The organism is Streptomyces olindensis, from assembly GCF_040645895.1.
Classification (GTDB): domain Bacteria; phylum Actinomycetota; class Actinomycetes; order Streptomycetales; family Streptomycetaceae; genus Streptomyces; species Streptomyces olindensis.
Map to the genome: position 1 here is coordinate 53,721 of NZ_JBEYZD010000036.1, position 11,959 is coordinate 65,679.

General features: G+C 72.8%; 11 protein-coding genes. 4 read left to right on the forward strand and 7 right to left on the reverse strand.

Annotated features, from left to right (window positions below):
* Positions 1-51: 51 nt before the first annotated feature.
* Complete coding sequence (locus ABZ948_RS23295) at positions 52-1,794, forward strand: pyruvate dehydrogenase (RefSeq protein ID WP_359762431.1); 1,743 nt, start codon at positions 52-54, stop codon at positions 1,792-1,794.
* Here ABZ948_RS23295 and ABZ948_RS23300 read toward each other — a convergent pair.
* The 4 genes from ABZ948_RS23300 to ABZ948_RS23315 form a co-directional block, all read right to left on the reverse strand.
* Entirely contained in the window at positions 1,676-3,007 is a 1,332-nt protein-coding gene (locus tag ABZ948_RS23300; RefSeq protein ID WP_359762433.1) for an acyltransferase family protein, read from the reverse strand. The two genes, ABZ948_RS23295 and ABZ948_RS23300, sit on opposite strands and share 119 nt — an antisense overlap.
* Positions 3,008-3,011: 4 nt before the next feature.
* On the reverse strand, positions 3,012-3,623 hold the full coding sequence (locus tag ABZ948_RS23305) for a hypothetical protein (RefSeq protein ID WP_359762435.1): 612 nt from the start codon (positions 3,621-3,623) through the stop codon (positions 3,012-3,014).
* The gene (locus ABZ948_RS23310) at positions 3,620-4,267 is read right to left on the reverse strand and encodes an RNA polymerase sigma factor (RefSeq protein ID WP_359762437.1); all 648 of its coding nucleotides are present in this window, start codon (positions 4,265-4,267) and stop codon (positions 3,620-3,622) included. The genes ABZ948_RS23305 and ABZ948_RS23310 overlap by 4 nt, the downstream gene beginning before the upstream one ends.
* Positions 4,268-4,341: 74 nt before the next feature.
* Positions 4,342-5,688 (reverse strand): helix-turn-helix domain-containing protein, encoded by a 1,347-nt coding sequence (locus tag ABZ948_RS23315; protein WP_359762439.1) that lies wholly within the window; start codon positions 5,686-5,688, stop codon positions 4,342-4,344.
* Between the two features lie 244 nt (positions 5,689-5,932).
* Between ABZ948_RS23315 and ABZ948_RS23320 the strand changes: the two genes are divergently transcribed.
* Together ABZ948_RS23320 and ABZ948_RS23325 are read left to right on the forward strand one after the other, a co-directional pair.
* A complete protein-coding gene (locus tag ABZ948_RS23320; protein WP_359762441.1) occupies positions 5,933-6,559 on the forward strand; it encodes a hypothetical protein in 627 nt (208 codons plus the stop codon).
* A gap of 488 nt (positions 6,560-7,047) precedes the next feature.
* Positions 7,048-7,479 carry an ATP-binding protein gene (locus tag ABZ948_RS23325; RefSeq protein ID WP_359762442.1) on the forward strand — a complete coding sequence of 144 codons (432 nt, stop codon included), beginning with the start codon at positions 7,048-7,050 and terminating at the stop codon, positions 7,477-7,479.
* Positions 7,480-7,536: 57 nt separating this feature from the next.
* Here ABZ948_RS23325 and ABZ948_RS23330 read toward each other — a convergent pair whose 3' ends face one another.
* Entirely contained in the window at positions 7,537-8,577 is a 1,041-nt protein-coding gene (locus tag ABZ948_RS23330) for a DUF2637 domain-containing protein (protein ID WP_031121174.1), read from the reverse strand.
* Between the two features lie 304 nt (positions 8,578-8,881).
* Positions 8,882-9,733 carry a (2Fe-2S)-binding protein gene (locus ABZ948_RS23335; protein ID WP_359762444.1) on the reverse strand — a complete coding sequence of 284 codons (852 nt, stop codon included), beginning with the start codon at positions 9,731-9,733 and terminating at the stop codon, positions 8,882-8,884.
* A gap of 164 nt (positions 9,734-9,897) precedes the next feature.
* On the opposite strand from ABZ948_RS23335, the gene ABZ948_RS23340 reads away from it, so the two are divergent.
* The gene (locus ABZ948_RS23340; RefSeq protein WP_435857579.1) at positions 9,898-10,740 is read left to right on the forward strand and encodes a GntR family transcriptional regulator; all 843 of its coding nucleotides are present in this window, start codon (positions 9,898-9,900) and stop codon (positions 10,738-10,740) included.
* A 405-nt stretch (positions 10,741-11,145) separates the two neighbouring features.
* On the opposite strand, the gene ABZ948_RS23345 is transcribed toward ABZ948_RS23340, so the two are convergent.
* The gene (locus ABZ948_RS23345) at positions 11,146-11,934 is read right to left on the reverse strand and encodes a hypothetical protein (protein ID WP_359762448.1); all 789 of its coding nucleotides are present in this window, start codon (positions 11,932-11,934) and stop codon (positions 11,146-11,148) included.
* Positions 11,935-11,959: the final 25 nt, after the last annotated feature.

Here is an 11,959-nt window from a genome sequence, read left to right on the forward strand (position 1 = left end):
CTTGATGGAACCCGGAGGGATCCCAGGAGACCGAAGGGGCAGACGAGAACCATGGCCAAACAGAACGTCGCGGAACAGTTCGTCGACATCCTGACCCGCGCCGGCGTCAAGCGCCTCTACGGCGTCGTCGGTGACAGCCTCAACCCCGTCGTCGACGCCGTCCGCCGCAACTCCGCCATCGACTGGATCCACGTCCGGCACGAGGAGACCGCCGCCTTCGCCGCCAGTGCCGAGGCCCAGATCACCGGCGGTCTCGCCGCATGCGCCGGCTCCTGCGGACCCGGCAACCTCCACCTCATCAACGGCCTCTACGACGCCCACCGCTCCATGGCCCCGGTCCTCGCCCTCGCCTCGCACATCCCGTCCAGCGAGATCGGCCTCGGCTACTTCCAGGAGACCCACCCCGACCGGCTGTTCGCCGAGTGCAGCCACTACAGCGAGATGATCTCCAGCCCGCAGCAGATGCCGCGGCTGCTGCAGACCGCCATCCAGAACGCCGTCGGCCGCAGCGGCGTCAGCGTCGTCACCCTGCCGGGCGACATCGCCGACCGGCCCGCCCCGGAGCAGGCCGCCGAGACCGCCCTCGTCACCTCCCGGCCGACCGTCCGCCCCGGCGACGCCGAGATCGACCGGCTCGTCGAGATGATCGACGAGGCCGGCAAGGTGACCCTCTTCTGCGGCAGCGGCACGGCCGGGGCGCACGCCGAGGTCATGGAGTTCGCGGCGAAGATCAAGTCACCGGTCGGGCACGCCCTGCGCGGCAAGGAATGGATCCAGTACGACAATCCGTTCGATGTCGGGATGAGCGGGCTGCTCGGCTACGGCGCCGCCTACGAGGCCACCCACGAGTGCGACCTGCTGATCCTGCTCGGCACCGACTTCCCCTACAACGCCTTCCTCCCCGACGACGTCAAGATCGTTCAGGTCGACATCCGGCCCGAACACCTCGGCCGCCGCTCCAAGCTGGACCTCGCGGTGTGGGGCGACGTACGGGAGACGCTGCGCTGCCTGATCCCGCGGGTGAAGGAGAAGAAGAACCGCCGCTTCCTCGACCGGATGCTGAAGAAGCACGCCGACGCGCTGGAGGGCGTGGTGAAGGCGTACACCCGCAAGGTGGAGAAGCACACGCCGATCCACCCCGAGTACGTGGCGTCCGTGCTCGACGAAGTCGCCTCCGACGACGCCGTGTTCACCGTCGACACCGGCATGTGCAACGTCTGGGCCGCCCGCTACATCTCACCCAACGGCCGCCGCCGCGTCATCGGTTCCTTCTCCCACGGCTCGATGGCCAACGCCCTGCCCATGGCGATCGGCGCGCAGTTCACCGACCGGGGGCGCCAGGTCGTGTCGATGTCCGGCGACGGCGGCTTCTCCATGCTGATGGGCGACTTCCTGACGCTGGTGCAGTACGACCTGCCGGTCAAGGTCGTCCTGTTCAACAACTCCTCCCTCGGCATGGTCGAGTTGGAGATGCTGGTCGCCGGGCTCCCGTCCTACGGCACCGCCAACAAGAACCCCGACTTCGCCGCCGTCGCCCGCGCCTGCGGCGCCTACGGCGTGCGCGTCGAGAAGCCCAAGGACCTCGCCGGGGCCCTGAAGGACGCCTTCAAGCACAAGGGCCCGGCCCTCGTCGACGTCGTCACCGACCCCAACGCCCTGTCCATCCCACCGAAGATCAAGGCCGAGATGGTGACCGGCTTCGCCCTCTCCGCCTCCAAGATCGTCCTGGACGGCGGCGTGGGCCGCATGCTCCAGATGGCCCGCTCCAACCTGCGGAACGTGCCGCGTCCATAGGGGTGTCGTACCGGGGCCGCAGCCGACGGGCGAGGCTGCGGCCCCAGTTCTGGCCCGGCGCCTCGACGTACCGGTGGGTCAGCGCGCACAGGGGCAGCAGCACGGCGTAGAACGCCACCTCCAGCGCGAGCTGGTCCTGCCGGCGGCGGCCGGCGGTGCTGTCGATCACGGCCAGCAGCACCGGGTGCACCAGGTAGACCGAGTAGCTGATCGTTCCCGGCCAGGCCAGCACACGCGGTATCGCCCGGCGGCGCACGGCAAGACCGGCGCCGAAGGTGAGCGCGGCCAGCAGGAACGCCGTGATCCAGCCGCGCCGCGTGAAGTGGTCGCCGTCGCCGTAGCGGCAGGCACTCGCCACGGCACAGGCGACCACCACCAGGGCGGCGCCCGCCGCGCGCCGCCAGGTGATCTGGCCGTTCTCGGCACGGTGGACGGCGGTGCCGAGGAACATCACGGCGAGGATCACCAGACCCTCCCACAGCGGGATCGTGCCGTTGAACGGGACCAGCACGAGCGCCGGCACCCCGCCCAGCACACCCCCGAACACCCGCAGTACGGGTGGTCCGTAGCTCGCGCAGCCGATGGCGACCACCATGGCGACCGACGCGCACGCGATGAGCGGGCCGGTGCCGGTCCTGCCGGACAGGGCGGAGGCCGGCAGCACCGCTCCCGCCGCCGCGCTCACGGCGGCGAGCACCGCCAGGGCGACCGCGACCGACGCGGACCTGTGGTGCAGACGGACCGTGAACAGGGCGACGACCAGCAGGTAGAAGCACATCTCGTAGGAGAGGGTCCACAGGACGAGCAGGAGGTTGGGCGTCCCCAGCAGCTCCTGCAGCAGGGTGACGTGGGCGACGGCCACCGCGGCGGCGCCCTGCCCGTCGAGGCCACGCCCCTCCGCGAGGCCCAGGAGGTCGACGGCGAGGTACACGGTGACGACGGCCGCCCACAGCGGGTACACGCGGAAGATCCGCCCGATCCAGAACGTCCGGACGCAGCCCCGGCGTTCCAGCGACGCGGGGATGATGTAGCCGCTCACCAGGAAGAACACCATGATGCCGTAGCGGCTGGTGTTGAACTGCGGCATCAGCTCCCGCCGGAAGTCCGCCAGGAAGGTGTACGACGAGTGGTCGAACACCACGACGAGAGCCGCGAGGCCGCGCAGCGCGTCCAGCCAGCCCAGGCGTGCCGGGCCGGTCGTGGCGAGGGTCATGCGGCTAGTCCTCCGGCAGCGTGACCCGCACCGGAACGCAGGGCACGGCCTCGGCCCTGGTCCGGTAGAACTCGACCGCGCGCGGCCGGGACGCGCCCCTGGTGTTCTCGAAGGCCAGGACGCTGCCCGGCCGCAGGGTGACGTCCCAGCGGGCCTTCATGGGGATGATGAGGACGCGTTCGCCCCGGCGGTCGACCCCCGCGAGCGGTGTGACCCTGCTGCGCTCGCAGACCTGGCCGGCGGGGAGCACGTCGACCGTCACGTGCACGCCCCACGAACTCACCTTCCGCGCGAGCTCGTACTGCGCCTCGACACTCATGTCCTGGTCCTTGACCGTGAGCCGGACACTGCCGTCCCCGCGGGGCGCCACCGCGTACGCGGGCGAGTCGGCCGGCGAGCCCGGCACGACCACCGCGGCGAGCCAGGCCGCCGCACAGGCCAGCGCGACGACGGCCATCCGGCGCGGACGGAACAGCGGGCGCGGGGAGGCCGCCGGGCTGTCCTGGCCGGCTCCGGTCGCGGCCGGTCGGGCCCGGCGCGTTGCGGCCTCGCGCCGTTCGATCTCCGACTTCAGCCCGTCCAGCAGCCGGTCCTCGAACGTCGTCCTCGTGCTCATGCTTCTCCCCTTGCGACGTGCAGCAGCGATGTGTCCGGCGTCTCCGGCCCCGTGGGACGTGCCGGTACGGCCGGGGGAGGCTTGCGGGCGGTGCCGGCCGGGGACTCCTCCCGCAGCGCCTTGCGCGCGCGGTGCAGCCGGACCCGGGCGGTGACCTGGCGGATGCCCAGCGCGGCCGCCGCTTCGGTCACCGTCAGCTGGTCCACCGCGATCAGTTCCACGACGGCCCGCTCGCCCTCGGGGAGTCTCGCCAGGGCGGCCAGGGCGCGCCGCCCGGGGCTCTCCGCGTCGAGTCGGTCCTCGATGCGGGCGATGTCGTCGGGCTCCAGCAGCCGCCGCCCCGAGATGCGCAGGTCGCGTTCGGTCTCCCGGGCGACCCGGCGGCGCTCCGACGACACGACGTTGCGCGCGATGCCGTACAGCCAGGCGGTCTCGCTGCCGAGGCGCGGCCGGTAGGAGTGGGCCGAGTCGAGGACCGCGAGGAAGATCTCGGCCGTCAGGTCGGCCGCCGTGTGCGGGTCGTCCACACGCCGGGCCACGAAACGCATCACCGCGTCCACGTGGCGCCGGTAGAACTCCTCGAAGAGCCGTGGATCCCGAACCGCTGCAGCGGGCCCGCCCCGTAACCGTTCCGCGTCATCCACAGGTGTCACCTTGTCGTCGAAGGCACGTCACTTGTTCTTGGAACGCGGCGGGAAAAGCGTTACAGGAGAGGCGGTCAGCTGTACGGCGCCCACTGCCGTGCGGACGTGTCGTACATGTAGCGGGGCAGGCCCCGGATGCCGCTGGTGCGGAACGGGCGGCCGTCGTCGTCGATGCGGATCGTGCCCCGGCGGCCCTGGGACGACCAGTCCAGCTCCAGGTACCACTGGCAGTCGCAGCCTTCCGTCCGGGCGGTGACCTGCAGCACCTCGGGGTCCTGTGCCGAGACGCGGTACGGCATGCGCACCGCCGGGATCGGCGTGCCGGCGTCGTTCCCGGGGACCGCGTGGGCGAGGGGGCGGTCCTTGTCCAGGTCCACGGCGAAGTGGCGCGGGGTGACGGAGCCGCCGCAGCCCTGGTCCATGGCGTAGGCGTTGCCCTGGACGGGTGCCGTGCGCCCCACCACGCGCACACGCAGCGCGTGCAGCACCACGGCCGTGTCGGACCGCCCCTGCACTGACAGTTCGACGAGCGTCTCGCCACCGTGCACCGCGCCGTGGGCCGCCGCCCAGGTGCCGGCGTCCTGCGGGGGCGGGGGCGGGGCGACCCGGCTCGGCGGCCGGGCGATGACGTAGTCGTGACCGCAGCCCAGCTTCCAGGCCTGGGAGTCGACGGACCAGGTGAGGGGGGTGCCGGAAGGCGTTCCGCCGGTGGGCGGGGTGGTGCGGGAGGAGGGCCCCGGGGAGGGCTCCTTCTTCTTCTCCTTCTCCTTGGGGGTGGCGGACGGTGAAGGCCGTTTGCCGGTGGGGGAGTTGTCCGGGGTGGGCGAGGTGGTGCGGCGGTCCGGTGCCTGGGCCTCCGGTGTGCCGTTCGCGGACGGGCCAGCGACGCGGGCACGGTCGTCGGCGGGTGTCCGACGGCTGTCCGGCAGCGCGGAGAGACTGCCGAGGGTCGCGAGCAGCGCGCAGGCGGCCGCCAGTCCGACCGCGACGCGTCTGCGGCGGTACCAGCGACCTGTGGCGTTCGCTGCGCCGGCGGTGTCGGTCGTGCCCGCGGTGTCGGCCGCGCCTGACGTGTCCGTCGTGGCTGGTGGCTCTTCCTCCGCAGCGGCGTCGGGTGCCGGGGCCTCCCCCGTGCCGGCGGTGCTCGCGGTACGCGGCCGTCGGCGGGCCTCCACCGCCAGGAGCCAGCGGCGGTGGAGTTCCAGGCGTTCCTCGGGGGAGGCCCCGCAGAGGGCCGCGAAACGTTCCACCGGGGCGAAGTCGAGCGGGACCGCCTCGCCCGCGCAGTAGCGGTGCAGGGTCGAGGTGTTCATGGCCAGACGGCGGGCCAGCGAGCCGTAACTGCGGTCCGTGCGGTCCTTCAACTCCCGCAACCGCGCCGCGAACTCCTCGACGTCGTCGACCTCTTCGTGTGCCGGCACCGTTCCCCCGCCCTCGTGTGGTCCGCCCCCGCCCGGGACGGCATCCCAGGCACCCATGTACCTGCACGTCAGAAGGGCTGGGATGGTTCCACCGCACCGAATCGGATGCGGGCTGTTGCATCCGGACGGTGGGACGGCTGATGCTCTTGGTGCCGCACCGACCAGGCCCGGGCCGACCAGCCGGGCCGGCCGCGGCATCCACATCCACGCACTCATCCACGCACTCATCCACGGGGGAACACCCATGCCCAAGCGCATGCGAGCAAGCGCTCTCACCGCACTCACCGCCGCCGCCCTCGCGGCGGGCACGGTCCTCATGGCACCGGCCGCCGGCGCCGCACCGAAGGCCGCCGCGCCCAAGTTCCTCTCGGCGTCCCAGCTGCCGCCGCACCCGACCTCGGCCTGGACGGCCGGCCCGGTCACCGAGGGATTCCCGCAGGGACTCGGCTCCTGCGTGGACACGGAGGGCGTGACCTCCTACGACTACCGGTACCGGGAGTTCCGGACCGACGTGGACGCGAGCGCCGTGCAGCTGACCGTCGTGGCGGACACGCCCGCCCTGGCCAAGGCCCTGGCGAAGCACTACGACGACCTGATCCGCACCTGCGCGGATCGCATCGAGAAGAACGACCCGGACGTCGTCGAGGCCGAGGGCCGGGACTACGGTTCGCTGCCCGTCGAGGAGGGCGCGCGCGTCCGCGGCGTGTACACCGAGACGTCCTGGGGCGCCACGGACATCTCGCTGCTGTCCGTCGGACGGGACGGCAGGACCGTCACCGTCGTGTCGTGGGGCCAGATGGGCTACTTCGACAGCGCTCCCGTGGAGGCCTTCAAGAAGACGACGACCACCGCCGTCAACAAGCTGTACTGACCGCGCCTCCGCCGGAAGACCGGGGCCGTCCTCCCGCCACGGGGGTGGGGGAGGGCGGCCCCGTCCTGCCCGTGGCGGCCGTGCGGACCGTCGCACTTCGGCCAACTTCACCGTGGCGCCGCGCCCTCCGCCCCGTCGCCCCAGCCCTTCACCGCGTACGCAGGGATCGGCAGCCGGCCGTCGGCCCATCGTCCGATCTCCGGCGGTCAGGATCCGCCCGGGGACCCGGACCGGCTACCCTCTTGTCCCCCTCTCCGCCACTGCCGTGCCGTTCAGCGGCCCGCCGCCCGGGCCGTCCGCCCCGTTCCGGTGGCCGAACACCTGGTCGTTGACAATTCGACATGACTGTCGCGTGTCCGACGGGGCATGGATCCCCGTGAACGTGTTCGAGCAGGAGGGGAACCGACATCGGCGCGCGGGCGGGGGTCATGGAGAGGCAGGTACGAGGGGGCGGTCCCGTAGCGATAGGGGCCTTCTCCGCGAAGACGGTGGAGGACAAGTCCGACGACGTCACGGAGCGGGTGCCGGCGCCACAGCTGAGGCGCAGACTCGGGCGGGCGGACCTCAGGGCCGTGCCGGAAGCCCGCAGGGCCCTCAGGGAGTTGCTCCGGCAGTGGGGGAGGCCGGGGCGGACCGATCTTCCCGACATAGCGGAACTGCTCACCAGCGAACTCGTCACCAACGCGATCGTCCACACCGACCACGACGCGGTCCTGACGGCCACCGTCGGGCCCCGCGGACTGCACGTGGAGGTACGAGACTTCGTGGCCCGCAGACCCCGGCTGCGCCTGCCGGTCGCCGACGACGGCACGAACGGCAGGGGCCTGTTCCTCGTGCAGTCCCTCGCGGACGCCTGGGGAGTCAGGGCCCACGGGGTGGGCAAGGCCGTCTGGTTCGAGCTGGCGGCCGAGGCGGCGTGACCGCCGAAGGGGGCGCGGCCCGCAGGCCACGCCCCCTCCTGTCGTGCTGTGGCTCGCTCAGCCGAACTGCTGCTCCAGGTCCTTGAGCTTGCGCTCCAGGGAGTCGAGACGCGGCAGCGCCATGGTGTCGTCCTCCGCGGTGAGGTCGACGGTCACCGGGTCAGCGCCGTGGCGAACGGGCTGCAGGGAGGGACGCGAGCGGACGGGCAGTTGTTCCGGCGCGGATATGGCAGGCTCCGCGGAGACCTGCGAGGAGCCGCGCTCCACCTGCACCTCCAGCTGCCGGCCGCCGCCGCGGCCGAGGTAGCCGCGGTGGCCGCGGCTGATCGCCTTCAGCTGGGCGCGCTCCACGCGCTGCTGGTCGCGGCGCCGCTGCCGGTCCGCGTCCTTCTTGCGCTTGTCCTCGCGGACCTCGTCGACCGCCTCGTCGAGGCTGCGCACACCCTCCAGCAGCATCAGCGACCAGGCCTTGTACGTCTCCCTGGGGGCCCGCAGCCAGCGCACGATACGGATCTGCGGCAGCGGGCGCGGCACCAGACCCTGCTCGCGCAGGGCGGCCCGGCGGGTCTGCTTCAGCGCGCGGTCGAACAGGACCGCCGCCGAGAGGGACATGCCGGCGAAGAAATGGGGGGCGCCGTCGTGGCCGACGCCCCTGGGCGCGTGCACCCAGTTGAACCAGGCCGCGGCGAGCGCGAACGTCCAGACCAGTATCCGGGAGCCGAGCGCGGCGTCACCGTGGCTGGCCTCGCGCACCGCGAGCACGGAGCAGAACATCGCCGCGCCGTCCAGGCCGAACGGGACGAGGTACTGCCAGCCGCCGGACAGGCCGAGGTTCTGCTCGCCGAAGCCGACCAGGCCGTGGAAGGAGAGGGCGGCGGCGACGGCCGCGCAGCAGAACAGAAGGACGTAGGAGACGGTGCCGTAGACGGCCTCCTTGCGTCTGCGGCGTTCCTCGCTGCGCTCCCAGGAATCGTCCGCGCTCGTGTCCTTGACCGAGGAGCGCTTGCCGCGCGCGAGCACCGCCACCGCCGCCAGCATGCCCAGGAGAAGCACGGCGCCCGGAAGCAGCCAGTTCAGCGATATGTCGGTCAGTCTCATGTGGGTGGTCCCTTGCATGGGGATAGGGCGTAACGCCCGCCATAGTGGCCCAATCCCACCGGCCCTCAGGGGGTTTCGGGGCAAGAGGCCGCCAAGGAAGTGCAAGGGAATGCCCAGGGCGGCGTTCTGCTCGAACTGCCGCTTGAGGGGCGGGAGTTGAGTTCGAGCAAGAGTACCCGTACGGGTGGTTCTCCGGAAAGTTCCCGTGACGCGTGAGGAAGTTGTGAATCGCCTGTGGGCGTGTGGGTGTCCGGTTCCGTGATGATCCTACGGGACCGGGCGGGTCACGTTGTCCGACGGAGTGTCAACTGGCCGTGGCCAGCAGCTTGCTGACCCGGTCCGCGTCGCAGGTGCGCGGGCAGGTGGCGCAGGTGTCCTCCGGGCGCAGCGTGTAGAACATGCAGCAGCTCGCGCGGTCCCGGGTGCGCAGGGGCTCGCCGCCCGGGCCGGTCAGCTCCCGGAACGCGGCCGTACCGACGTACGGCTTGGTCGCGCCCGGCAGGAGCAGCTCCAGTTCTCGCATCGCGCGCCGCTCCTCGATCTCGCCGAGCAGCTGGGCGACGTACCACAGGCCCTCGACGATCTCGTCGGTCGCCATGCCCCACAGGGCCCGGCCGCGGCGCCGCATCCGGGGGCCGAAGCCGGTCAGGACCGGCTCCAGGTGCTCGGCGACCGCCGACCGCACCTCGGCCCGCAGCGCCTCCTCGTCCGGGACGACCCGGGCGCCGGGCAGCGTGGCGGCCTCGTCGTCGGGCAGGCAGGCGAAACCGGCCGACCGGACCGCCAGGTGGCCGAGGGCTTGGCCGGGGGCGGTGCGGTCGTACGAGACGTGTGTCACGGGGTAGCGGGGGACCCTGCGGTGCAGGAACCAGGGCACGGTGATCAGGAGGCAGGCGGGCCAGGCGTAGCGGTGCAGACCGAAGCTGGCGACGACGTCGGGGCGGGCCTGCTGGGCGTAGTCCCGTTCGATCTGGGCGTCGTCCCAGGCCAGGAACGCGTCCAGGGCGGGGCCGGCGGCCGCGAGGTCGGCGGCCGTGACCCAGCCGCCGCCGCGCGGGGTCTCCTCTTCGGGGGTCAGTTCGGTGACGGCGAGCCCCGGGAGGATCTCGGCCAGGCGGGCGTAGGCGCCGGAGACGGCCGAACGGGGCACGGGCATGCGATCACCGATCCACGTCTGTTGAGCGGGCGTTTGAAGGTAAGCCTTACCTTACCCAAGATCGCCGGGATTTGAACTGGCGGTCGGTGCGCTTATGGTGCTTGACGGGCGAGTAACAAGCCGCCGTAATGACCCCAAGTACTGATACGTCCGGAGGAGGACCCTTGAAGCAGGGCGCGCAGGGCTCCGCCGGGACGGGGGTTTCGTGGGGCGCCTCGGAGGGGGCCGCTACGGGGGCTGGGGCCGGTGTGGGTGTCGGTGCTGGTGCCGGGGTGCCGGCCGGGCAGGCCCGGGTGCCGGAGCAGGCGGGGGCCGTGCGGGGGGAGCACACGCACAGTGAGCCGTCCGCGCCGTGCGCTCCGCGGGTCCGGGCCGTCGTCCAGCGGGCCTCCGTGCGCGGGCAGATCGTGGACGCGCTGCGGGCCGCGCTGGTGGCGGGGGACCTCAGGCCCGGGGAGGTGTACTCGGCGCCGGTGCTCGGCGAGCGGTTCGGGGTCTCCGCGACGCCCGTACGGGAGGCGATGCAGCAGCTGGCCCTGGAGGGGGCCGTCGAGGTCGTGCCCAACCGTGGGTTCCGGGTGGTCGAGCGGGGGGCGCGGGAGCTGGCGGAACTGGCCGAGGTGCGGGCGCTGATCGAGGTCCCGGTGATGCTGCGGCTGGCCCGCACGGTGCCCGCCGAGCGCTGGGCCGAGCTGCGGCCCCTCGCCGAGGCGACGGTCCGCGCGGCGTCCACCGGCTGCCGGGCCACGTACGCGGAGTCCGACCGGGGGTTCCACCGGGCCGTGCTGTCCCTCTCTGGGAACGAGCAGCTGGTCCAGATCGCGGAGGATCTGCATCGCAGGGCGCAGTGGCCGCTGGTCGGGGGCGGGCCGGGGGTGCGGGGGCGGGCGGACCTGGTGGCGGACGCGCATGAGCACACGGCGTTGCTGGACGCGTTGATCGCCCGGGATCTGGAAGTGGTGCGGGTGCTGGTGGGGGAGCATTTCGCGGGTGCGGCGGGGGGCTGAGTGCCGGGTGCCTGCGGCGGCCTGTGCGGCTGAGTGGGGGCTCGTGTCGCGCCTAGTCGCCGGGTTGTGGGTCGGGGCCGCGCCGGGGGGTGTCCGTCCTCGGAACGGCGCGATGGAGTTGCGTACCGACTCGCTGTTCGTTGACGCGCCAACCGCTGCGGGCGGACACCCCCCGACACGTCCCCTTGCGTACGACGGCGGGTGCGGGCGCGTCTCGGCTGCCGCCGCAGACCCGTCGCCGCGGGGCTCGCCGCCTGGCTGCGGGCCGCCCGGTCCGCTCAGCTGCGGGCAGTCGTACCGCTAGGGGCGGCACCCGTCCTTAAGAAGCGGCACCCCGCTCCGCCGGGCTGCGCACCCACCCCGCCTCAGTGGCAACGCCGAGCACCGTGCAGCCCGCTCACGCCGTCACGCGGTCGCCGCTCCCGCCGCCGGAGGCAGCGGTGACAGCTGACGTGCCAGCCATGTCGGCACACCGCCGAGCAGGCGGAACAGCCGCCGTGCCTCCTCCCGCAGGCGGGACGCCTCCGGCTCCGTCTCCGTGTCGGCCAGGGACACCAGTGCCGGGGCCGTACCCACCAGGTAGCCCAGCTCCTCACGGATCCGCAGGGACTCCGTGAAACCGTGCCGTGCCTCCGCCAACTCCCCGTCCCGCAGGGCGAGTCCCGCCAGGTGCCGCCAGGTGAAGGAGAGCAGCAGCGGGTCGGAGTGGGCCGTCGCCCCGGCGTGGGCGCGGCGGTACGCGGCGCGCGCTGCCTGGGGCGAGCGCGTCAGGTTCTCCGCCAGGAGCCCGCGCCGGAAGTCCAGCAGGGCCCGTGCCGGCGCCCCCGGAGGGATCAGTGCCGCCGCCCGTCCCAGCGCGGCCCGCGCCTCGTCGGCGCGGTCGCGCACCGCGAGCAGCGTCGCGGCGTAGGCCAAGTACCCGCGTTCACAAGCGGCCGCGCCCCGCTCGTCGTCGCTGTGCGCCAGCGCCTCGGCCGTGCGCAGCGCGTCCTCGGCCTCTTCCCAGCCCTGCTCGGTGTACAGACACCGTTCCACCAGCAGCGAGGCGCGTTGCAGCGCCGCCGCGGGCGTGTCCGGCAGCAGCAGGGCGGCCGCGTCGGCCCAGCACCCGCGGGAGCGCAGCCGCCATACCGCGGTCTGGAGGGGATCGTCACCGGCGGTCGTTCCGTTACCAGACATGGCGGTATGCGCCACGTTGCCCTCCCCGAGCACGCCATCG